General features: G+C 65.8%; 16 protein-coding genes. 12 read left to right on the top strand and 4 right to left on the bottom strand.

Features of this window, described 5'->3' with window-relative positions; translation table 11 throughout:
- Window positions 1–5,199, bottom strand: a 5,199-nt coding sequence (locus J6500_RS25365; protein WP_225715425.1) for a DUF5801 repeats-in-toxin domain-containing protein, incomplete at its 3' end; no start/stop codon positions are given.
- Between the two features lie 468 nt (window positions 5,200–5,667).
- Between J6500_RS25365 and J6500_RS25360 the strand changes: the two genes are divergently transcribed.
- From J6500_RS25360 to J6500_RS25320, 10 genes are all read left to right on the top strand, one after another.
- On the top strand, window positions 5,668–6,312 hold the full coding sequence (locus J6500_RS25360) for a FecR family protein (protein ID WP_225715424.1): 645 nt from the start codon (window positions 5,668–5,670) through the stop codon (window positions 6,310–6,312).
- Between the two features lie 98 nt (window positions 6,313–6,410).
- Complete coding sequence (locus J6500_RS25355; RefSeq protein WP_225715423.1) at window positions 6,411–7,274, top strand: tetratricopeptide repeat protein; 864 nt, start codon at window positions 6,411–6,413, stop codon at window positions 7,272–7,274.
- Window positions 7,275–7,425: 151 nt separating this feature from the next.
- Complete coding sequence (locus J6500_RS32010) at window positions 7,426–7,548, top strand: hypothetical protein (protein WP_283842945.1); 123 nt, start codon at window positions 7,426–7,428, stop codon at window positions 7,546–7,548.
- Window positions 7,549–7,560: 12 nt separating this feature from the next.
- The gene (locus J6500_RS25350; RefSeq protein ID WP_016846764.1) at window positions 7,561–7,650 is read left to right on the top strand and encodes a K(+)-transporting ATPase subunit F; all 90 of its coding nucleotides are present in this window, start codon (window positions 7,561–7,563) and stop codon (window positions 7,648–7,650) included.
- Window positions 7,651–7,852: 202 nt separating this feature from the next.
- Window positions 7,853–9,556: a potassium-transporting ATPase subunit KdpA gene (gene kdpA, locus J6500_RS25345; protein ID WP_225715422.1), complete on the top strand. Its 1,704-nt coding sequence runs from the start codon at window positions 7,853–7,855 to the stop codon at window positions 9,554–9,556.
- A gap of 25 nt (window positions 9,557–9,581) precedes the next feature.
- Window positions 9,582–11,693 carry a potassium-transporting ATPase subunit KdpB gene (gene kdpB, locus J6500_RS25340; protein ID WP_225715421.1) on the top strand — a complete coding sequence of 704 codons (2,112 nt, stop codon included), beginning with the start codon at window positions 9,582–9,584 and terminating at the stop codon, window positions 11,691–11,693.
- A gap of 117 nt (window positions 11,694–11,810) precedes the next feature.
- Window positions 11,811–12,416 (top strand): K(+)-transporting ATPase subunit C, encoded by a 606-nt coding sequence (locus J6500_RS25335; RefSeq protein ID WP_225715420.1) that lies wholly within the window; start codon window positions 11,811–11,813, stop codon window positions 12,414–12,416.
- Window positions 12,417–12,455: 39 nt separating this feature from the next.
- Window positions 12,456–15,170, top strand: a complete 2,715-nt coding sequence (locus tag J6500_RS25330; protein ID WP_225715419.1) for a DUF4118 domain-containing protein — start codon at window positions 12,456–12,458, stop codon at window positions 15,168–15,170.
- Window positions 15,167–15,856 (top strand): response regulator, encoded by a 690-nt coding sequence (locus J6500_RS25325; RefSeq protein ID WP_225715418.1) that lies wholly within the window; start codon window positions 15,167–15,169, stop codon window positions 15,854–15,856. The genes J6500_RS25330 and J6500_RS25325 overlap by 4 nt, the downstream gene beginning before the upstream one ends.
- Before the next feature lie 322 nt (window positions 15,857–16,178).
- On the top strand, window positions 16,179–16,415 hold the full coding sequence (locus tag J6500_RS25320) for a DUF6496 domain-containing protein (RefSeq protein ID WP_225715417.1): 237 nt from the start codon (window positions 16,179–16,181) through the stop codon (window positions 16,413–16,415).
- A gap of 120 nt (window positions 16,416–16,535) precedes the next feature.
- Here the strand turns inward: J6500_RS25320 and ku are convergent, their stop codons facing one another.
- Window positions 16,536–17,423 (bottom strand): non-homologous end joining protein Ku, encoded by an 888-nt coding sequence (gene ku, locus J6500_RS25315; protein ID WP_225715416.1) that lies wholly within the window; start codon window positions 17,421–17,423, stop codon window positions 16,536–16,538.
- 103 nt (window positions 17,424–17,526) lie between these two features.
- Between ku and ligD the strand changes: the two genes are divergently transcribed.
- The gene (gene ligD, locus J6500_RS25310) at window positions 17,527–20,187 is read left to right on the top strand and encodes a DNA ligase D (RefSeq protein WP_376707857.1); all 2,661 of its coding nucleotides are present in this window, start codon (window positions 17,527–17,529) and stop codon (window positions 20,185–20,187) included.
- Window positions 20,188–20,309: 122 nt separating this feature from the next.
- On the opposite strand, the gene J6500_RS25305 is transcribed toward ligD, so the two are convergent.
- The gene (locus J6500_RS25305; RefSeq protein WP_018318514.1) at window positions 20,310–20,474 is read right to left on the bottom strand and encodes a DUF3309 family protein; all 165 of its coding nucleotides are present in this window, start codon (window positions 20,472–20,474) and stop codon (window positions 20,310–20,312) included.
- A 167-nt stretch (window positions 20,475–20,641) separates the two neighbouring features.
- On the opposite strand from J6500_RS25305, the gene J6500_RS25300 reads away from it, so the two are divergent.
- Window positions 20,642–20,950, top strand: a complete 309-nt coding sequence (locus J6500_RS25300; protein WP_225715414.1) for a polyhydroxyalkanoic acid system family protein — start codon at window positions 20,642–20,644, stop codon at window positions 20,948–20,950.
- Here J6500_RS25300 and treY read toward each other — a convergent pair whose 3' ends face one another.
- Window positions 20,951–23,740, bottom strand: coding sequence for a malto-oligosyltrehalose synthase (gene treY, locus J6500_RS25295; RefSeq protein WP_225715413.1), 2,790 nt, complete (start codon window positions 23,738–23,740; stop codon window positions 20,951–20,953). It abuts the gene before it with no gap.
- Window positions 23,741–23,742 lie beyond the last annotated feature (2 nt).

Below are 23,742 nucleotides of genomic sequence, written 5' to 3'. Positions count from 1 at the left end.
GGGGAGGGCGACGTGATCGAACCCTCCGATCGTCGGGCCATCGTCGGTGATGGTCAGCTGCTTGCCGAGGTCGATGCTGGCAGTCTGGAAGTCGCCGTCCTTGTCCGTGATCTTTGCAACCAGATTGACGATGCCAGATGTCAGCGACTTGCCTTCGCCGCTGTCCGGATCGGTGCCGAGCGCTTGCTTCACCGCGCGATACTCGGTGAAGGTCACCAGCCCGCTCACGGGATTCACCGCGATGGTGAAGGCCAGCGTGCCGGTGGTGGTGCCGACATGGCCCTCGATGGTGTTGCCGTTCAGAACCAGCACATCGGCGAGGCCGGTGTGCGAATCGACCAGGCCCGACGCAGCGCCGTTGCCGCCGGTGATCGACAGTGCGTAGCCGATCGTCGCGCTGTCCGCGCCCTGGACCGAGCTGAACGCCGTCGCGAAACTGGCCGAAATCGCCGTCAACGCCGCGTTCGGCGCGGTGCCGCCGATATTGTCGTCCAGCGCGGTCGCGGTCAGATGCGTCTCGCTCAGCGTCAGCGACGGTGCCGTTCCGGTCGTTGCGATGGTCGGGCCGTCGTCGGTGATGGTCAGCCGGCTGCCGAGATCGAGGCTCGCCTTCTGGAAGTCGCCGTCGGTGTCGGTGATGGTTGCGACCAGGCTGACGATGCCTGATGTCAGCGCGAGGCCTTCGCCATTGTCCGGGCTGGTGCCCGAGGGCTGCTTTACCGCCCGGTACTCGGTGAAGGTGACGAGCCCGGTGACAGGGTTGAGCGCGATGGTGAACGCCAGCGTGCCACCGGTCGATCCGACGCGGCCCTCGATGGTGTTGCCGTTCAGGACCAGCACGTCCGCGAGGCCGGTGTGCGAGTCGATCAGGCCCGAGGCGGTGCCGTTGCCGCCGGTGATCGACAACGCGTAGCCGATCGTCGCGCCGTCAGCGCCCTGGGTCGAAGTGAAGGCCGATGCGAAACTGGCTGAGGTCGCCGTCAGCGCCGCGTCCGGCGCCGAGCCGGCGATGTTGTCGTTCTGAATCGTCGCGGTCAGATGGGTCTCGCTCAGGATCAGCGATGGTGCTGTTCCGGTCGTGCCGATGGTCGGGCCGTCGTCGGTGATGGTCAGCCGGCTGGCGAGATCGATGCTGGCGCGGCGGAAATCGCCGTCCTTGTCGGTGATGGTCGCGACCAGGCTGACGATGCCCGCGGTCAGCGACTTGCCTTCGCCGCTGTCCGGGTTGGTGGCGAGGGATTGCTTCACCGCACGATATTCCGTGAAGGTCACAAGCCCGGTCACCGGATCGATTGCGATGGTGAACGCCAGCGCGCCGCTGCTGCTGCCGACATGGCCCTCGACGGTGTTGCCGTTCAGGACCAGCACGTCGGCGAGGCCCGTGTGGGAGTCGATCAGGCCGGATGCGGCGCCGTTGCCGCCGGTGATGGTCAGGGCGCAGACGATCGTTGCGCTGTCGGCACCTTGAACCGATGTGAATGCCGACGCGAAGTTGCCGGAGGTGGTCGTCAGCGCCGCATTCGGCGCCGAGCCGCCGATGTTGTCGTTGAGCGCCGTTGCCGTCAGGTGCGTCTCGCTCAGCGTCAGCGACGGCGCCGTCCCGGTCGTGCCGACGGTCGGGCCGTCATCGGTGATGGAGAGCCGGCTGCCGAGATCGATGCTCGTGGTCTGGAAGTCGCCGTCCGTGTCGGTGATCTTTGCGATCAGGAAGACGATGTTGGCGGTCAGCGAAAGGCCTTCGCCGGTGTCCGGATTGGTGCCGAGCGGCTGCTTCACCGCGCGGTATTCGGTGAAAGTCACAAGGCCGGTCACCGGGTTGAGCGCAATGGCGAATGCCAGCATGCCCTCTGCGCTGCCGACGCGGCCTTCGATGGTGTTGCCGTTGAGGACCAGCACGTCGGCGAGGCCGGTGTGGGCGTCGATCAGACCCGAGGCGGTGCCGTTGCCGCCGGCGATCGCGAGCGCATAGCCGATCGTCGCGCTATCGGCGTCGCTGGTCGAGGTGAACGCGGTGGAGAAGTCGGCCGAAATCGCCGTCAGCGCCAGGTCCGGCGCCGAGCCAGCGATGCCGTCGTTGCGCTCGGTCCCCGTCAGATGCGTCTCGCTCAGCGTCAGCGACGGCGCCGTTCCCGTGGTCCCGATGGTCGGGCCGGCGTCGGTGATGGTCAGCCGGCTGGCGAGATCGATGCTCGCCGTGCGGAAGTCGCCGTCCTTGTCGGTGATCGTTGCGATCAGGCTGATGATGCCTGATGTCAGCGACTTGCCTTCGCTGCCGGCCGGCTGCTTTACCGCGCGATAGGCGGTGAAGGTGACGAGCCCGGTCACCGGATCGAGCGCGATGGCGAAGGCCAGCGTGCCGTCGATGCCGCCGACGCGGCCCTCGATGGTGTTGCCGCTCTGCACCAGCACGTCGGCAAGGCCGCTCTGTGCGTCGATCAGGCCCGAGGCGGTGCCGTTGCCGCCGGCAACCGCCAGCGCGTAGCCGATCGTTGCGCCGTCGGCGCCCTGCACCGAGGTGAACGCCGTCGAGAAATCGCCCGCTGTGGCGGTCTGCGCGGCCGCAGCGAGCGACGTCTCGCTCAGGATCAGCGACGGAGCCGTTCCCGTCGCCGAGATGCTGGGGCCGTCGTCTGCGATGATCAGCCGGCTGCCGAGATCGAGGCTCGCGGTCCGGATGTCGCCGTCGAGGTCCGCAATGGTAGCCACCAGGGTCACAAGTCCTGATGTCAGCGACACGCCTTCGCCGCCATCCGGACTGGTGCCGAAGGGCTGCATCACCGCGCGGTAGGCGATGAAGGTCACGAGCCCGGTCGCTGCATCGAGCGTGATGCTGAATGCCAGCGCGCCGCTGGCGTTGCCGACACGGCCCTCGATGGTGTTGCCGCTGAGGACCAGCACGTCGGCGAGACCGGTATGCGAATCGACCAGGCCAGACGCGACGCCGTCGCCGCCGGCGATGGTCAGCGCGTAGCCGATCGTCGCGGCGTCCGCACCCTGCACCGAGGTGAACGCGACGGCGAAGTCGGCCGACGTCGCCATCCGCGCCACGTCCGGCACCGATCCGGCGATGCTGTCGTCGAGCGCGGTTGCCGGCAGATGGGTCTCGCTCAGCGTCAGCGAGGGCGCGCTGCCGGTCGGCGCGATACTTGGGGTGTCGTCGACGATGATCAGCTGGCTGCCAAGGTCGAGGGTCGCGCTCTGGAACTCGCCGTTCTGGTCCGTGACCGTCGCGACCAGCTGGACCAATCCGGCGGGCAGCGACACGCCTTCGTGGCCATCCGAGGCAGTGTCCAGCGGCTGCCGCACCGCCCGGTACTCCGTGAAGGTCACGATCCCGGTCGCCGGATCGACCGTGATGGTGAACGCCAGCAGGCCGTTGGCGACCTGGCCTTCGATGGTGTTGCCCTTCAGAATCAGCACGTCGGCGAGGCCGGTATGCGAATCGACCAGGCCAGATGCGCTGCCATCGCCGCCGGTGATGGTCAGCGCGTAGCTGATCGTGGTGCCGTCCGCGCCCGGCGCCGACGTGAATGCGCCGGAGAAGTCGGCCGATGTGGTCGTCAGCGCGCCGTCCGGCGCGGAGCCGGCGAGGTTGTCATCGAGCGCCGTTGCCGTCAGATGCGTCTCGCTCAGGGCCAGCACCGGGCCTGGTCCCGACGCCCCGATCAGCGGGCCGTGGATGGTGATCGAGATCAGCTGCGGGGTGCCGCCGATCGTGGTCACGGTAAAACTGTCGGTCAGCGTGTCGCCGACCCTGAGCGCCTGCACGGCGCTGTCGGCGTTGTCGAGCGTGTAGGTCCACACGCCGTCCGTGGTCATCGTGAACGTGCCGTAGCCGCCCGCGCTCTTCTTCGGTGTGGTGATCGCCGTGAAGGTGTTGGCGGGATCGTCGACGTCGACGTCGGTGAGGGTGCCGCTCGCGATCAACAGGCCGGGCGAGGCATCGGTGACGCCGACCGCGCCGACCACCGCGCCGGCGGTGGTCCCGGAGATGTGGGCGGCGTCATTGGCGCCGACGATCGGAATGTTGAAGACCTGGCTGGACGAGAGCTTGCCGTCCGACACCGTGATCACAAAGCTCTGCGTCGTGTTGGCCTTCAACGCATTGATCGCGTCGTCGTTCGGGACGAAGGTGTAGGCGCCGGTCTTGCTGTTGAGATAGAACGTGCCGAACGTACCGACCGCCGACATGTCGTATTGCCGATTGTCCACCACCTCGTTGTCAGCAACGCCTCCGCCGATGCCGAAAATCAGCTCGCCGCCATTGCTGGTACTGGCGGAGAAGGTCCCGCTCGTCGTCGCGAACATGTCGAATATGCTGGTATCGACTTGGGTGGGTCCCGCGCCGAGGCTCAAAATCGGCGGCTGCGGCGGCATGATCTGATTGGGCGGGATGATGAAATCCGGCAGCGGCGAGAGCGTATTCTGCACTGGCAGCGGGTCGGTCGGGTCGAAATTGATCGGCTGCAGCAGCTGAGACTTGTCGAGCGGGGTCGAGCCGGAGCCCTTGGGGCTCCATCCCTTCTCCCAATTGCCGAGCGTTGCCTGCTGGATCGCCCGCAACTCCTCCATGCGCGCGGGCGTATTGGTGAGCTGGTTGACGCTGGTCGAGGAGCCGCGCTTGACGATGACGACCGTCTCACCGGGGTCCTCGACAATGATGTGCTTGGGGACCGCCTCCTTGGTGACGAGCTCGAACACGCCGTGATGGAGGTCCTTGTAGGTGATGCGGTCGTCATCCAGGAAAGTGACGTCCGGGTCGGCCGCACGGGCTTCCTGCAACAGCGAGAACACCAGCGCCGTGAGCGACAGCATGCCGAAGCCGCCGGCCGCAGCCCGGCTGCGGATGCGGCCGACCGGCGTGTCCACGGCCAGTGCGCCCGATCTTGCCAGCTCGCCGCCGGTGAAGGCGAAGATGCCGCGCGGGATCACGAACACGGCCGATCGCGGCGCGTAGATGGAATCGGGCGCAAATTCACTGAGCTCTGCGCGGCTGTCACCGGCCAGGTTGAGCACGGTGCCGTCGATGAAGTGGATTTCGATCCGGCCGTCGGCCGCGGTCTCGACGACGTCGCCCTCGCAAACAAGAGCGCCAGCCGAGACTTGAACGGCAGTGCCGTTCGCGCGCCTGAGGGTGCTGCTGCCGGTCGCGCTTTGAATGTAGCCGATCAGTTGGGGCAGCTGGCCAGTATCGGCCATGCATGCGTCCCCGAACCCTACGCCGGACGCAACGAACATTGGCTTCTCGCCCGTTAGGCAAGTCAGGCGGAGCGTGGGGCCGCAGTTTTCTTGGTCTGGCGTGCCGTTGCCACGAGGTCACAATCTCCTCGTGCCGGCAGCCGTAGGCTTGCCCGCCGAAATGTCTTGATTGAACCTAAATTCGATAGCGAAAACTAACTTCCAGTAGCAGGAGCCTTGCACCCGGCATGACAGGGTTGCTGTCATTTTGGGCGGTGCGGTTCCTGGAAATTTATAGTATAATTTGCTGGTAAATTGTCCACATCTTATTTTTATCCGAAATTCGCCAGCCTCCGGGGCGGCCTGTCTGCACCAGCCGGCCTGGCACGATTGGCGTAGATGTCTATTCAAGGTCCTGCGGTCCCGGCTCGGGGGTCCAATCAACCATCGGGCTGCGACACGACAAGATCTTCTCAACAGGAGGGGATCATGCGCGCACATTTGATTGGCTCATTGATTGCGGGTGTCGTGCTGGCGCTCGCAGGTCCCGGTATTGCGCGGGCGCAGGACGATACGGTGCAACGTGCCGTACAGGAGGCGCCGAAGCTGATCGGCAAGGTCGTTGCCGTCACCGGTTCGGCCACGATCGAGCACCCGAGCGCGGTCGTTCAGGTCGGCCTCGCCGCCAAGTCAGCTCAGAGCAAGGTCGGCGACCTCGTCTATCTCGGCGATGTGGTGCGCACCGAGGCCGATGGCCGCATCGCGATCAACTTCACCGACGGCACCTCGTTCAACCTGGCAAGCAACGCCCGCATGGTGATGAGCGAGTTCGTGTACGACCCGAATGGGACGCAGAATTCGAGCCTGCTCAAGCTGACCAAGGGCACCTTCACCTTCGTCGCCGGCAACATCGCCAAGACCGGCGACATGAAGGTCGACACGCCGGTGGCGACGATGGGCATTCGCGGCACCACGCCGCACATCGAAATATCGGATGACGGCACCACGAAGTTTGCGACCCTCATCGAGGAGGGCAAGGGCAAGTCTCCGAGAAAGTACATCCCGCGCGCGGCGCAGCAGCCTCCTCTGGACCTCGATCAGAGGTACAATCCGCAGATTTGCCGGGGGTGCTAGATCGTTTCTTGAGCGCAGGCCATTCCCGGGTCAGGCAGGGCCTTGAACGGCAACTTGCGAAAGATCGGCGACTGCGCCCTCGCAAATCCGGGGCCGATATGACGATCCGTGTCACGACCTGTGCCATTGGCTGCGTGCCGCTTGTCGCCTCGCTGCTGCTCGGGTCGCCGGCGGTTGCGCAGACCCCGCCTGCAAAGGCCGGTTATCTCCGGAGCATCGCATTGTGCAGCGGCGCCGATCGTGCGTCGCCGGATGCGCGCATCAGCGGCTGCACCGCACTGATCGATGGACGCCAGGACCTGTCGACGACCGCGCTTGCGACCGCCTACAACAATCGCGGCAACGCCTATGCGGCCAAGCGCGACTATGACCGGGCGATCCGGGATTTCGATCAGTCGATCGAACTCAATCCGAATTACGTCAAGCCGTTCAACAACCGCGGCGTGGCCTACCTCAGGAAGCGCGACTATGATCGGGCGACCGAGGCCTTCGACCAGGCCATCAAGCTCAACCCCAACTACGGCGAAGCCTTCGCCAACCGCGCTGCGGCCTATCTGAAGAAGAACGACTATGATCGCGCCGCGCAGGACTACGATGCGGCGATCCGCCTCGAGCCGGGCCTGCAAGGCGTCTGGAACGGACGCTGCTGGGCCCGGGCGATCCTCGGCGCGCTGCAGGCGGCGCTGGAGGATTGCAACAAGGCGCTGCAATCCGGCCCCGGCAATGCCGCGACCTATGACTCGCGCGGCTTGGTCTATCTGAAGACCGGCCAGTTCGCTGCCGCGATCGACGACTATAGTTCCGCGCTCCGGTTCGATCCGAAACTGGCGAGCGCTCTCTACGGGCGCGGACTTGCCAGGCTGAAGCAGGGCAACAGGACCGGCGGCAATACCGATATCGCGGCGGCCAGGGCGATCCAGGGCAGTATCGACGACGATTTTCGGCGCTACGGCGTGCAATAGAGCCGGCGTGAGCGCCGTATCGTTGCGTGACGCCGCGGCGGGGCCTGCGGCCTGCGGACCTTTATAGGATTCCTATAACGTCTTCATTCGCCCCATCTCGAAAACCTATGCCGCGGATGGCACCTCACCCCCATCCGGCGCGGTGGCATTCATGCGGCGAGCCGCGCCCTGTGACGCACAGGAGTTTCTCATGATGGACATTGTCATGGCGGCGCTCGCAATCGGCTTCTTCGCGGCCGGCATCGGCTACGCCTATGCCTGCGAACGGCTGTAAGGGGAGGCGGCGATGATCTTCGACTACTCGCTCGCCGGCCTCGTCTCGCTCGGCCTGCTGTTCTACCTCACCTACGCATTGCTGCGCCCCGAACGATTCTGAGGATGATCCGGAAAAGTGTGAAGCGGTTTTCCCTCGCGACAAACGCGGAACGCGTTTGCGCGGAGATCATGCTCAAACAAGAAGGCGGTGGCCATGCTTGCGCTTTGCCAGATCCTTGTCGCCGACGCGGTGCTCACCGGGCTGTTGCTCGGTGTACTCGCGTCGTTGCTGCGCTACGCCCCCATTCGAAAGGTTTGACGCGATGACCGTCATCGGCTGGATTCAGATTATTCTCTATTGCGCCATCGTGGTCGCGCTGGTCAAACCGCTCGGCTGGTACATGACCCGCGTCTTCAACGGCGAGCGCACCTTCCTCTCCCCGGTGCTGCGCCCGGTGGAGCGCGGCATCTACTGGGTCGGCGGCGTCGACGAGCGGCGCGAGCAGCACTGGCTGACCTACGCGGTCGCCATGCTGCTGTTCCATGTCGGCGGCTTCTTCATCATCTACGGACTGATGCGGTTGCAGGCGCTGCTGCCGTTCAATCCGGCCGGCCAGGGCGCGGTCGCCGAGGATCTCTCGTTCAACACCGCGATCTCCTTCATCACCAACACCAACTGGCAGAACTACGGCGGCGAAAGCACGCTGTCCTATCTGGTCCAGATGCTCGGCTTGACCCATCAGAACTTCCTGTCGGCCGCGACCGGCATCGCGCTCGCGGTGGCGCTGATCCGCGGCTTCTCGCGCTCGTCGGTGCGCACCATCGGCAATTTCTGGGTCGACGTCACCCGCTGCACGCTCTACGTGCTGCTGCCGATCTGCATCGTCTACGCGCTGTTCCTGGTCTCGCAGGGCATGCCGCAGACGCTCGGCGCCTATGTCGACGCCACCACGCTCGAGGGCGGCAAGCAGACCATCGCGCTCGGCCCGGTGGCCTCGCAGGTCGCGATCAAGATGCTCGGCACCAATGGCGGCGGCTACTTCAACGCCAACGCCGCGCATCCGTTCGAGAACCCGACCGCGCTGTCGAATTTCGTGCAGATGATCTCGATCTTCGTGCTCGGCGCCGCGCTCACCAACGTGTTCGGCCGCATGGTCGGCAACGAGCGCCAGGGCTGGGCGATCCTCGCCGTGATGGGCGTGCTCTTCATTGCCGGCGTCGCGATCACCTACTGGGCGGAAGCGGGCGGCACTTCGACGCTGCAGGCACTCGGGCTGACCGCCGGCAACATGGAGGGCAAGGAGGTGCGCTTCGGCATCGTCGCGTCCTCGCTGTTCGCCGTCATCACCACCGCGGCGTCCTGCGGCGCGGTCAACGCCATGCATGACAGCTTCACCGCGTTCGGCGGCATGATTCCGCTGATCAACATGCAGCTCGGCGAGATCATCGTCGGCGGCGTCGGCGCCGGTCTTTACGGCATGCTGCTGTTCGTCGTGCTGGCGATCTTCGTCGCCGGCCTGATGGTCGGCCGCACCCCGGAATATGTCGGCAAGAAGATCGAGGCCCGCGAGGTCAAGATGGCGATGCTCGCGATCCTGGTGCTGCCGCTGATGTATCTCGGCTGGACAGCCGTCGCGGTGGTGCTGCCGTCGGCGGTGGCATCGATGGCCAATGCCGGCCCGCACGGCTTCACCGAGGTGCTCTACGCCTTTACGTCGGCGACCGGCAACAACGGCTCGGCATTCGCAGGCCTCACCGGCAACACCTTCTTCTACAATCTGACGCTCGCCTCCTCGATGTTCGTCGGCCGCTTCTTCATGATCGTGCCGGCGATGGCGATGGCCGGTTCGCTGGCCGGGAAGAAGTCGATCCCGCCGTCGGCCGGCACGCTGCCGACCACCGGCGGCCTGTTCGTCGGCCTCGTCGTCGGCGTCATCCTGATCATCGGCGGTCTGACCTTCTTCCCGGCACTGGCGCTCGGACCGATCGTCGAGCAACTCGCCAGCAACGCCAACACCCTGTTCTGATCGAAATTTGTCCGGAGTGACATCCATGGAAACCATGAAACTGCAGAAGCAGGTGACGGTGTCGACCATGCTCGACCCGAAGATCCTGGTGCCTGCGATCAAATCGGCGGTCGTCAAGCTCGACCCGCGGCTGATGGCGAAGAACCCCGTGATGTTCGTCGTCGAGGTGGTGGCCGCGTTGACCACAGTGATTTTCGTTCGCGATCTCGTCACCGGCGGTGCGAGCCTCGGCTTCACCTTCCAGATCATCCTCTGGCTCTGGTTCACGGTGCTGTTCGCCAATTTCGCCGAAGCCGTCGCCGAGGGCCGCGGCAAGGCACAGGCGGAGTCGCTGAGGAAGACCCGTACCGAAAGCCAGGCCAAGCTGCTCACCGGCACCGACCGGACCTACCGGATGGTGCCGGGCACGTCGCTGAAGGTCGGCGACATCGTCCTCGTCGAGGCCGGCGACAACATCCCGTCCGACGGCGAGGTGATCGAGGGCGTCGCCTCGGTCAACGAGGCCGCCATCACCGGCGAGTCCGCGCCGGTGATCCGCGAATCCGGCGGTGACCGTTCGGCGGTCACCGGCGGCACGCAAGTGCTGTCGGACTGGATCCGGGTGCGCATCACTGCAGCGCAGGGCTCGACCTTCATCGACCGCATGATCAAGCTGGTGGAGGGCGCCGAGCGGCAGAAAACGCCGAACGAGATCGCGCTCAACATCCTGCTCGCCGGCCTCACCATCATCTTCGTGTTCGCGACGGTGACGATCCCGAGCTACGCGGCATACGCCGGCGGCTCGATCTCGGTCGTGTTGCTGGTGGCGCTGTTCGTCACGCTGATCCCGACCACGATCGGCGCGCTGCTGTCGGCGATCGGCATCGCCGGCATGGACCGCCTGGTGCGCTTCAACGTGCTGGCGATGTCCGGCCGCGCGGTGGAAGCCGCCGGCGACGTCGACACGCTGCTGCTTGACAAGACCGGCACCATTACCCTGGGCAATCGCCAGGCGACCGCGTTCCGGCCGATCCGCGGCGTCACCGAGCAGGAGCTGGCGGACGCCGCCCAGCTCGCCTCGCTGGCCGACGAGACGCCGGAAGGCCGTTCGATCGTTGTGCTGGCCAAGGAGAAATACGGCCTGCGCGGCCGCGACATGCACGAGCTCGCGGCGACCTTCGTGCCGTTCACCGCGCAGACCCGCATGAGCGGCATCGATGCCGGCACCTCGTCAGTGCGCAAGGGCGCGGTGGATGCGATCCTCAGCCATGTCGAGGGCGGAGGGTCCCGCACCGTCGCCTCGGGCAACACGGTTCGCTCGGTCGCGACCAATACCAGCCCGGAGGCACGCGAGATCCAGGCGATCGCCGACGAAATCGCCAAGGCCGGCGGCACGCCGCTCGCCGTGGCCAAGGACGGCAAGCTGCTCGGCGTCGTGCACCTCAAGGACGTCGTCAAGGGCGGCATCCGCGAGCGCTTTGCCGAGCTGCGCCGCATGGGCATCCGCACCGTGATGATCACCGGCGACAACCCGATGACCGCGGCCGCAATCGCCGCGGAAGCCGGCGTCGACGACTTCCTGGCGCAGGCCACCCCCGAGGACAAGCTCAAGCTGATCCGCGACGAGCAGGCCAAGGGCAAGCTGGTGGCGATGTGCGGCGACGGCACCAACGACGCGCCGGCGCTCGCCCAGGCCGATGTCGGCGTCGCCATGAACACCGGCACCCAGGCCGCCCGCGAGGCCGGCAACATGGTCGACCTCGATTCCAACCCGACCAAGCTGATCGAGGTGGTCGAGATCGGCAAGCAGCTGCTGATGACCCGCGGCGCACTGACCACGTTCTCGATCGCCAACGACGTCGCCAAGTATTTCGCGATCATCCCGGCGATGTTCCTCGCGTTCTATCCGCAGCTCGGGGTGCTGAACGTGATGCATCTCGCCAGCCCGCAGAGCGCGATCCTGTCGGCAATCATCTTCAACGCGCTGATCATCATCGCGCTGATCCCGCTGGCGCTGAAGGGCGTCAGGTATCGCGCGATCGGGGCCGGTGCGCTGCTCGGCCGCAACCTGATGATCTACGGCCTCGGCGGCATCATCATTCCGTTCATCGGCATCAAGGCGATCGACCTCGCCGTCGCCGCCCTGGGCCTGGCTTAACCGCGTGCAACCGTCATTGTGAGCGTAGCGAAGCAATCCATTTCTCCACGTGCTGAAGCATGGATTGCTTCGTCGCTTCGCTCCTCGCAATGACGAAGAATATTTCGGAGACCTGTCATGTTGAAAGAAATCCGTCCCGCCATCCTGGTCCTGGTCCTGCTGACTGCGATCACGGGCCTGGCCTATCCGCTCGCCACCACCGGCATCGCCGGTGTCATCTTCCCGCGGCAGGCGCAGGGCAGCCTGATCGAGAAGGACGGCAAGGTGATCGGCTCCGCCCTGATCGGACAGGAGTTCAAGGAGGACAAGTACTTCCACGGCCGGCCGTCGGCGACGCTGGCGCCGGATCCGAACGATTCCACCAAGACCGTGCCGGCGCCCTACAACGCGGCCAATTCGGGCGGCTCCAACCTCGGCCCGACCAGCAAGGCGCTGGCCGACCGCCTCAAGGGCGATGTCGAGAAACTGAAGGCCGAGAACCCGAACGCGCCGGTGCCGGTCGATCTGGTCACCACCTCCGCCAGCGGGCTCGATCCCGATATCTCGCCGGGGGCCGCGCTGTTCCAGGTGCCGCGGGTCGCCAGGGCGCGCAGCATGTCGGAGGACGCCGTCCGCCAGTTGGTGACCGAGAACACCAAGGGCCGCTTCGCCGGCGTGCTCGGCGAGCCACGCGTCAACGTTCTTGCGCTCAACCTGGCGCTGGATGCGGCGAACACGAAATAGGGGAGTAGGCCGCCTCTCGCAGGATGATTATATTGCGGTATGGCCAGTCAGCGCCGCGACCCTGAAAAACGACCCTCGCCGGATGCGCTGCTCGAGGCAGCGCGCCGGGAGACCGACCGTTCGGGACGGCTGAAGATTTTCATCGGCGCCGCTCCCGGGGTCGGCAAGACTTACGAGATGCTGCAAAGCGCCCACGCCCGCCTCAAGGCGGGCGTGGGCGTCGTGATCGGCGTCGTCGAGACCCACGGCCGGGCGGAGACCGAGGCGTTGGTGAAGGGCCTCGAAGTGGTGCCGCGCAAGCGGCTCAACTATCGCGACCAGACCCTCGAGGAGATGGACCTCGACGCCCTGATCGCGCGGCGTCCGCAGCTTGCGCTGGTCGACGAGCTCGCCCATACCAACGCGCCGGGCAGCCGGCACCCCAAGCGCTATCTCGACGTCGAGGAATTGCTGTCGAACGGCATCGACGTCTACACCGCGATCAACATCCAGCACATCGAGAGCCTCAACGACGTAGTCGCGCAGATCACCCATGTGCGGGTGCGCGAAACCGTACCGGATTCGGTGATCGATCGCGCCGACGCCATCGAGCTGATCGACCTCACGCCCGACGATCTGATCCAGCGGCTGAGGGAAGGCAAGGTCTATGTACCCCGCCACGCCGAGCGGGCTCTGGAGCACTATTTCTCGCCCGGCAATCTGACCGCGCTGCGCGAGCTGGCGCTGCGCCGGACCGCCGAGCGGGTCGACGAGCAACTGCTCAATCACATGCAGGCCAATGCGATCGCCGGCCCCTGGGCGGCGGGCGAGCGCATTCTGGTCTGCGTCAGCGAGGACCCGCGCGCGGCCGGCCTCGTCCGTTACACCAAGCGGCTGGCCGACCGGCTGCATGCGCAATGGACCGCCCTCAGTATCGAGACGCGGCGCAGCCTGCAGCTCAGCGACGAGCAGCGCGACCGCCTTGCCGACACCATGCGGCTCGCTGAAGCGCTCGGCGGCGAGGCGCTGACCATTCCCGGCGTCGGCCGGCGCATCGCCGACGACGTTATCAATTTCGCGCAAGCCAATAACGTCACCCAGATCATCATCGGCAAGTCGACCCGCTCGCGCTGGTTCGAGCTGCGGCACGGCTCGGTGGTGCACGACCTGGTGCGGCGCGCCGGCAATATCAGCGTCAACGTGATCGCGGGCGACGAGCAGCCGGTCGGCAAGGCCGGGGTGCAGACCGCGCAGCGGCAGGAGCCGTTCAATTCGCGGCCCTATCTGATGGCGCTGCTGTTTGCTGCGGTCGGGCTCGGCGCCGCAAAACTGATTCAGCCATTCTTCGGCATCGAGAACGTCGACCTCGTGTTCCTCACCGCGGTGGTCGTCGCAGCGGCGCGTTACGGCCTGGGGCCGTCACTGCTGTCCAGCGTCGCCGCCTCGCTGTGCTACAACTTCTTCTTCCTGCCGCCGGTCTATACCTTCACCATCACCGATCCGACCAATGTCGCGGCGTTCTTTTTCTTCATGCTGATCGCGCTTTTGGTCTCCAACATCGCGGCGCGGGTGCGCACCCAGGCCGATACCGCGATCGGCCGCGTCCGCACCACCGAATCGCTCTATGCGTTCAGCCGCAAGCTTGCCGGCACCGCGACGCTGGACGACGTGCTGTGGGCGACCGCCTATCAGATCGCCCTGATGCTCAAGGTGCGGGTGGTGCTGTTGCTGCCGGAGGACGGGATGCTGACCGTCAAGAGCGGCTATCCGCCGGAAGACCAGCTCGACCAGGCCGATCTCGCCGCCGCCAACTGGGCCTGGGGCAACGACCGGCCCGCCGGCCGCGGCTCGGACACCTTGCCAGGGGGCAAGCGGCTGTTCCTGCCGATGCGCACCGGCCGCGGCCTGATCGGCGTGATCGGCATCGACGACGACCGCACCGGGCCGCTGTTGACGCCGGACCAGCGCCGGCTGCTCGATGCGCTGGTCGATCAGGGCGCGCTCGCGATCGAGCGCGTGCTGCTGGTCGAGGACATGGACCACGTCAAGCGCACGGTGGAGTCCGACCGGCTGCGCGGCGCGCTCTTGACCTCGATCTCGCACGATCTCAAGACGCCGCTCGCCTCGGTGCTCGGCTCGGCCTCGACCTTGCGCGATCTCGGCGCCAACCTGACCGATGCGCAGAAGCGCGAGCTGCTCGCCACCGTGATCGACGAATCGGAACGATTGAATCGCTTCATCGCCAATCTGCTCGACATGACCAAGCTGGAATCCGGCGCGATCGTGCCCAACACCGCGCCGCACGATGTCAGCGAGATCGTCGGCAGCGCGCTGCGCCGCGCCGCCAAGATTCTGGTTCATCACAAGGTGTCGCTGGATCTCGCCGCCGACCTGCCGATGCTCGAGCTCGACGCCGTTCTGTTCGAGCAGGTGCTGTTCAACCTGCTCGATAATGCCGCGAAATACGCGCCGCCCGACACCACGATCTCGATCCGCAGTGCCCGTGATCGCGACGCCGTCACACTGCAGATCATGGATGAGGGCAACGGCATTCCGCTGGCCGACCTGGACAGCGTGTTCGACAAGTTCTATCGCGCCGAGAAGGGCGATCATGTCCGTCCCGGCACCGGCCTCGGCCTTGCGATCTCGCGCGGCTTCATCGAGGCGATGCGCGGCACGATCTCGGCGGCCAACCGCTCCGACCGCAGAGGCGCCGTCATCACCATCCGGCTGCCGGTCACGGCCGACACCAACGCGCTGGACACTGCTGCATGAATGCGACACCCATCAAGGTCCTGGTCATCGACGACGAGCCGCCGATCCGCAAGCTGCTGCGGATGGGGTTGAGCACGCAGGGCTACGACATCCTCGAGGCCTCCAGCGGCAAGATCGCGCTGGAGATGCTGGCCGAAGGGCCGGCGCTGATCATCCTCGATCTCGGCCTGCCCGACATCCAGGGCCACGATCTCCTGCGCATGATCCGCGGCCGCAACGAGAGCGTCCCGATCGTGGTGCTGTCGAGCCGCGGCGACGAGGCCGGCAAGGTGCAGGCGCTCGACCTCGGCGCCGACGACTATCTGACAAAACCGTTCGGCATGGACGAACTTTTGGCGCGACTGCGCGCTGCGCTGCGGCACCAGCTGCAGGTGCAGGGCGAGCGGCCGGTGTTCCGCTCCGGCGATCTCTCGGTCGATCTGGTCCGGCGGATCGTCAAGGTCGGCGACAAGGACATCAAGCTGTCGCCGAAGGAATACGACTTGCTGCGTGTGCTGGTGCAACACGCCGGCAAGGTGCTGACCCATCGCTTCCTGCTGAAGGAGCTGTGGGACGAACTGACCGACGCGCAATATCTGCGCGTCTATGTGCGCCAGCTCCGCCAGAAGATCGAGGCCGATCCCGAGCGCCCGCAATTCGTGCTGACTGAGACCGGCATCGGCTACCGCCTGCGCGCAGCGGACTAGGCGCGGTCTTGTGGCTTGCTCAGGCTTGAGGCCTGGCGGATTGTCTGCATTAGTTCGGAATATTAGAATATTACCCCTGAGTTGCCCGACATGTCAAGCGGTCTGGTCCGCCACCGCTGCCCCCAGCTCCTTTGCATGGGGTTGTTTTCCAGGTTTTGGCTGTGCGCAGCATGTAGCCCGATGAGCGAAGCGACATCCGGGTTTGTCACGTAGATCGCGGCGGGGCTTGCGTTCGCGCGACCCGTCGGCTCATGCGGGCAACGGTCGTACTGGAACCTTCATTCCCGGCAAGGATTAGTTTTCCTTACCGGGAGAGGAAACTATGGCAAGAAAGTATTCGCGGAAGGCATCAGGCGACGTCGGGCGTGCGATGAAGAAGCGCAAGGCCGGCACCCTGCGCAGCGGCCGCTCCAAGAAGAAGGTGAAGAGCCGCAAGCAGGCGATCGCCATCGGCCTGTCGGAGGCCCGCGCCAAGGGCAGGAAGGTGCCGAAGAAGTCGAAGAAGGCGTCGAAGAAGCGGAAGACGTCGAAGAAGCGCAAGAGTTCGAAGAAGCGGTAAGCCTCCACATACCCCACTCGTCATGCCCGGGCTTGACCCGGGCATCCACGTCTTCGTGCCGGCGCAGGGAAACAGGTGGATGGCCGGGGATCAAGCCCGGCCATGGCGGACGACCTTGTGTCACCCCGCTTTTCGCCGCCGCGCGCTCGACCGGTGAGCCTTCTTTGCCGGACGGCGGTGCGCCGTCTGGCGGCGTGCGGTGGAGCCTGAACGCCGCGCGCCACCCCGGCCGCCCTTCAGGCTCTGCTTCAGCGCGTCCATCAGGTTGACCACGTTGCTCGGCTTCTCCTCGCGCTCGGCAGCCTTGATCGGCTTGCCGGCGGCCTTGCGGCGGACCAGCGCCTTGAGCGCGGTCTCGTACTCGTCCTTGAACTTGGACGGATCGAAATGCGCGGCCTTGCTATCGAGGATGTGGCCGGCGAGTTCGATCATGTCTTTCGTCACTTTCGGGCTCTTGATGTCGTCGAAATAATCGTCGGCATCGCGCAATTCGTAGGGATACCGAAGCGTGGTGCCGAGCAGGCCCTTGTCGAGCGGCTCGATCGCGATCACGTGCTCACGGTTGGTCAGGACGATGCGGGCCAGCGCGACGCGGTCCTGGTCCTTCATGGCGTCGCGGATCACGGCGAAGGCGTCGGTGCCGGCCTTGCCGTCGGGCCGGATGTAATAGGGATGGTCGAGATAGCGCTTGTCGATCTCGCCCTCGGGCACGAAGGAATCGATGTCGATGGTGTGGTTGCTCTCGATCTGCACGGCCTCGAGCTCGTCCTTCTCGATCTCGACATATTTGCCCTTGCTGACCTCATAGCCGCGGCCCTTCTGGTCGCCCTCGACGATGTCGCCGGTCTCGGCATCGACCATCTGCTGCTTCAGCCGGTTGCCGGTCTCGCGGTTGATCATGTGGAAGCGGGTCTTCTCGACCGCGGTCGAGGCCGGATAGAGCGCCACCGGGCACGACACCAGCGAGAGTTTGAGCGTGCCTTTCCAGTAGGCGCGGGGAGCGGCCATGATCGTCTCCAAACAGCTTGAGTTTGGAACTTGAACGGATACCGTGGGTTTTGGTTCCTGAATGGCCGCGCGGGCGGCGGCCGTCGTTTGTGCCGAGGATGACGTGCCGCTGAGAAACCTGTCTACCTATCGTAAGAAGCGCGATTTCGAGAAGACCAGCGAGCCGTCGGGCGAGGTCAAGGTCGCGCCGGCGGAGCAGCGGCGTTTTGTCATTCAGAAGCACGATGCGACCCGGTTGCATTACGATTTGCGGCTCGAGTTCGACGGCGTCTTCAAGTCATGGGCGGTGACGCGCGGGCCCTCGCTCGATCCGCACGACAAGCGGCTGGCGGTCGAGGTGGAGGATCACCCGCTCGACTACGGCGATTTCGAGGGCACGATTCCCGAGGGGCAATATGGCGGCGGCACAGTGCAGCTGTGGGATCGCGGCTTCTGGGTATCAGACGATCCCGAGCGTGGCTTCAAGAAGGGCGACCTGAAATTCACGCTGGAGGGCGAGAAGCTGCACGGCAGCTGGGTGCTGGTGCGGATGCGGAACGACCGCAACGGCGGCAAGCGCACCAACTGGCTGCTGATCAAGCACCGCGACGAATACGCCGTCGATGGCCACGGCGAGGACATCCTCGGGGAAGACCGTTCGGTCGCGTCCGGCCGCTCGATGCAACAGATCGCAGCCGGCAAGGGGAAGGCACCGAAGCCGTTCATGCTCGCCAAGGGCAACGGCAAGGCGAAAGCCGACGCGGTCTGGCAATCCAACCATGGCATGGCCGCCGACGCGCGCGCAAAGATGAAGGCACCGTCGCCCAAAGCGCAGCTTAAGGCGCGCCCGGCAGCGAAGCCGAAGCACGTCTCGGAGATGCCTGACTTCGTCTCACCGCAACTCTGCACTGCGGTCGAGAGCCCGCCCAATGCCGCAGGCTGGTGCCACGAGATCAAGTTCGACGGCTACCGCGTGCAGCTGCGTGTCGAAGACGGCGATGCCGTGCTCAAGACCCGCAAGGGCCTCGACTGGACCGGCAAGTTCGCCGCGATCGCGAAAGAGGCGAGCAGCCTGCCGGACGTCCTGATCGACGGCGAGATCGTCGCGCTCGACAAGAACGGCACGCCGCATTTTTCGACCCTGCAGGCCGCGCTGTCGGACGGCAAGACCGACAGCCTGATCTTCTACGCGTTCGATCTGCTGTTCGAGGGCACCAACGATCTGCGGCCGCTGCCGCTGCGCGAGCGCAAGGCGCGGCTGAAACAGCTGCTCGAGGCGCGCAAGGGCAAGAACTTCCTGATCCGCTATGTCGAGCATTTCGAGGACAGCGGCGACGCCGTGCTGGCGTCCGCGCGCAAGCTCAAGCTCGAAGGCATCGTCTCGAAGCGGCTCGACGGCGCCTATCGCGCGGGCCGCTCCGACGACTGGACGAAAGCAAAGATCCGCGCCGGGCATGAAGTGGTGATCGGCGGCTGGAAGACCACTGGCGGCAAATTCCGCTCGCTGATGGCGGGCGTCTATCGCGGCGATCATCTTGCCTTTGTCGGTATCGTCGGCACCGGCTTCGGCGCCGATACCGTCCGCCGCATCATGCCGGCGCTGAAGGCGGCGGCGGCGGACAAAAGCCCGTTCGGCGGCAAGAACCCGCCGAAGAAGACCCGCGACGTGCACTGGCTGAAACCGGAGCTGGTCGCCGAGATCGAGTTCGGCGGCTGGACCGGCGCCGGCAACATCCGCCAGGCCGCGTTCAAGGGTCTGCGTCAGGACAAGCCGGCGCGCGAGGTGGAGGCCGAGACGCCGGTCGCAACCAGGGTGGTGAGGCCGATGGCCAAGGGCATCGCAAAGACGAGCGCGGCAAGGAAGGGCGCGGGAAAGGCATCCAGCGAGGTGATGGGGGTCGTCATCTCGCATCCCGACAAGGCGCTGTGGCCCGATGCCGGCGACGGCGCGGCGGTGACCAAGCTCGACCTTGGGAACTATTTCGAGGCGGTTGGGGAATGGATGATCGGCTACCTCAAGGGCCGGCCATGCTCGATCGTGCGCGCGCCCGACGGCATCAAGGGCGAGACCTTCTTCCAGCGCCACGCGATGGCCGGCACGTCAAAGCTGCTGAAGCTTGCAAAGGTCTCGGGCGACCGCAAACCCTATCTGCAGATCGATCAGGTCGAGGGCCTGGCGGCGGTCGCGCAGCTCGGCGGGCTCGAGCTGCATCCCTGGAATTGTGCACCCGATGCCTACGACACGCCGGGCCGGCTGGTGTTCGATCTCGACCCGGCGCCCGACGTTGCCTTCGCCGACGTGATCGAGGCCGCCAAGGAGATGCGCCAGCGGCTCACCGCGGTCGGTTTGGAAAGCTTCTGCAAGACCACTGGTGGCAAGGGCCTTCACGTCGTGACGCCGCTGCTATCGGGCGCAAGGGACAAGGTGACGTGGAAGGAAGCCAAGGCGTTCGCGCAGGCCGTTTGCCAGTGGATGGAGCAGGACGACCCCGAGCGCTATCTGATCAACATGTCGAAGGCCAAGCGCCGGGGAAAGATCTTCCTCGACTATCTGCGCAACGACCGGATGTCGACCGCGGTTGCCGCGCTGTCGCCGCGCGCGCGTTCCGGTGCCACCGTGTCGATGCCGCTGACCTGGACGCAGGTGCGCGGCGATCTCGATCCGAAGAAGTACACCGTGCGCACCGTGCCGGCGCTGCTGGCGAAGAGCAAGGCGTGGGACGGCTATGAGGATGCCGCTGCGTCGATCAAGGCGGCGATGAAGAAGCTGGCAGCGGTGTCGTGATTGCGTGAGGCGGGTGGCGCTCCCCGCCTCGTCATACCCCGCGAAAGCGGGGTATCCAACGCCGCGGCGGGGCTTTGCGGGTGGGCGCTTCGCGTCTTTGCCCACCCAATGGATTCGGGTGTCTAGATCCTGCCCATCAGCAGCAGAATCAGCAGGATCACGATGACGAGACCCAATCCGCCGCCGCCATAATAGCCGGTGCCGTAGAATGGTCCGCCGCCGATGCCGCTGAAGCCGCCGAGCAGCGCGATAACCAGAATGATGAGAATGATCGTTCCAATTGACATCTCGAGGTCTCCTCAGCCCGCGGGCCTGTCTCATTTCTGCCCTTCGGGAAAGAAAACATCCCGCCACTGCGAAGGTTCCGGATTTGGCGGCGCGATAAACTGCCTGGTTCTTCCGTTTGGCTTGGAACGGAACTACATCTGGCAAATCCAAGCAGGAGTTTTGTGCGATGTCCGCGCCACTTATTGTTTCGATCCCGCACAGCCTCGGCCGCGACGAGGCGATGCGTCGCCTCAAGACTGGCCTGTCGCGCGCGACGGCCAGTCTGCCGGTGGTCAGCGTCGACGAGGAGCTCTGGAACGACAACCGGATGGACTTTCGGGTCCGTGCGCTGGGGCAGGTGGCGGCCGGACATGTCGATGTCGAGGACGCCTTCGTCCGTGTCGAGGTGACGCTGCCTTGGCTGCTGCAGGGCTTCGCCGAGGCCGCGCAGGCCGCGATCCAGAAGCGCGGGCAGCTGCTGCTGACCAAGCGTTGATCAGGCACGGTCCAGCGCGCGGCTCCGCTTTGCTGGTCGCTTCGCCGTTGCGCGGGCCTTTGCTTTCAGCACCGCGACCGGCAGATGCTCGAACAGCGCGGAGAGCTCAATCCTGTCCTTACCGTCCGACATCACATATCCCGGCAACTCGATTGTTCCCTCGAACGCCTCGGGCCGCGGCCATGCGCGCCCGCCCTGTGTGAACGGAGCAAGGAATCGTGCCACCGCGACGATGGCCGCGTCGCGGCCGTGGCGCCGCGCGAAGGCGATGACGTGGTCGCGGTGCGGCCCGCTCACCGCAAGCGGCTCGTAGACGCCGCTGGTGAACACATCGCTCATCTCGTTGCGCAGCCGCAAGAGATGCCGCGTCCAGGCGAATTTCAACCGGCCGTCGCGCCAGTCCTGCGCCAGGGCATCCCAATCCAGCGTCTCGAGCGCTGCCAGCGCCGCGGCACGTCCGGCGAAATCGACCGGACGGCGATTGTCGGGGTCGACCAGCGAGAAATCCCACAGTTCGGTGCCCTGATAGAAATCCGGCACGCCCGGCATGGTCGCCTTCAGCGTGATCTGGCTCAGCGAATTCAGCGCGCCGAGCAGCGCGGTGCGCTGCGCCAGCGTCTGCAGCGAGTCGATGAATTCGGGCGAGGTGGCGCGGTCGAGGATGCGCGCAATGAAGATTTTGACGCCGGCTTCATAGGACTCGTGCGGGTTGAGCCAGCTGGTCTCCTGCTTGCCCTCGCGCGCCGCCTTCAGCGCGTAGGCCTGGATGCGTGCAACGAAGTCCTTGTCGTCAGGCTCCCAGGCGCCGAGCAGGGCCTGATACAGCATGTATTCGAACGTCGCCGACGGCGCGCGCAGCTCGCCGTCGAGCACGAGATGCGGCGCATTCAGCACCTTCCAGCGCGCCACCGCGCTGGTCCATTCGCCGGGGATTTCCGCCAGCGCCATGATGCGGGTGCGGGCGTCCTCGCCACGCTTGGTGTCGTGGGTCGCGGTCGAGGTCATGCCGTGCGGCCAGTCGCGCGCGCGGGCTTTCATCATCGCGTGGAAGCGATCGGCGGGCAGCGCGTTCGCCGCCGGATCGCCGCCGACCTCGCTCAGCGCCAGCAGGCGGTGATAGCGGTAGAAGGTGGTGTCCTCCAGCGACTTTGCCATCATCGGTCCGGTGAACTGCTGCACCTTCAGCGCAAATCGGCGCACGCGCGGCGCGCTATGCGGCGGACGCCCGGGCTTGAGCAGGTCCATGGTCAGGGCATCACGCAGGAAGTCGAAAATGCCGTCATCGGCGGCGAACCAGTCGGCGCGGGCGCGTGCGATGGTCTGATCGATCAGCGCGCGGTCGTGCGTGCTCGGTGTGGAGGAGGTGAGATAGGTGCGGTAGACCGGGAAATGCAGCACGTAGAGTTCGAGCGCCTGGCGCAGGCTGTCGGCCGAGAAGTCGCGGGTCGAGTAGTGGCCGTTGGCGATGCGCGCCAGGAGGCGCGCCAGCACGGTGAACTCGCTCGTCAGCAGCGTCTCCAGCACTCGGCGCTTGGCTTCGCGCAGCACCGGCGCCAGCGCCGGCGACTGGCTGCTGATCTGCCGCCACACCTCGCCGAGCGGATCGAGGCCGGCACCGTCGACCAGCACCTGGCTGATCGCGTTCATCCATTCATAGCCGGTGGTGCCATGGACACCGCTGAACGCCGGCAGCTTCTCGTCCTCGCCGAGGATCTTCTCGATCACCATGTAGAACGGCCGCGCCTTGGCCCCTTGCGCGGAGCGGATCAGGCGGCGCAGCCGGTGGAAATATTGCGCGGGATCGCGCAGGCCGTCGATGTGGTCGAGCCGCAGGCCCTGCAGCCGGTCCTCCGCGATCAGCCGCTTCACCAGGCTGTGGCTGGCCTCGAAGGTGGCGGCGTCCTCGACGCGCAGGCCCGCCAGCGTGTTGATGTCGAAGAAGCGGCGGTAGTTGATGTCGCTGGAGGCGAGCCGCCAGTGGCCGAGCTTGTAGTGCTGGCGCTCCAAGAGATGATGCAGCGCCAGCGTCTGACTGGGGCGATCCTCGCCGGCGCGATAGGCGTCGAGCCCGCGCGCGATGATGTCGGAACCGCCGGCGATCGCGCGCAGCTCCGCCTTGAAGGCCGGCGCCTCGGCACGGTTCGGATGGCGCAGCCCGCGATAGCGTGCGGCCAGCGCGAGCATGGCGCGGCCGGCGGCGCTGTCCTCCGCAACGGCCTCGCGGACGATGGTCCGCAGCACCTCGCCATAGCGTTCCGGCGCGATCGGCAGCCGATGCTCGTAATACCAGGCCGAAAAACTGCCTTCGCCCTCGTCGTAACGCAGCTCGATTTCGCCGCGCTCGAGCGCCTGGCCGTACGATGCGCCGAGGATCGGCAGCAGCACGCCGCCGCGGGCCCGATAGGGCAGCTGGTCCCAGTCGATGTCGAAGGAGGCGGCATGCGGCGAGGCCGGTCCCCATTCCAGCATGTCGAGCCACCACGGATTGTCGGCAAAGTGCACGCCGACATGGTTCGGTACGAAATCCAGGATCAGGCCGAGATCATTACGCTTCAGCGCTTCGCTGAAACGGGAAAAGCCTTCCTCGCCGCCGAGCTCGGGATTGAACTTGGTATGGTCGACGACGTCGTAGCCATGCGTCGAGCCCTTGCGGGCCTTGGTGAAGGGCGAGGCATAGACGTGGCTGATGCCGAGCGCCTTCAGATACGGCGCCACGGCGGCGGCAGCATCGAAGTCGAAATCGGCAGTCAGTTGCAGGCGGTAGGTCGCGATCGGGATCGCGAGAGGCATCA

Source organism: Bradyrhizobium semiaridum (assembly GCF_020329505.1).
GTDB classification, from domain to species: Bacteria; Pseudomonadota; Alphaproteobacteria; order Rhizobiales; family Xanthobacteraceae; genus Bradyrhizobium; species Bradyrhizobium semiaridum.
This window is presented reverse-complemented; position numbering and strand designations above follow the sequence as displayed.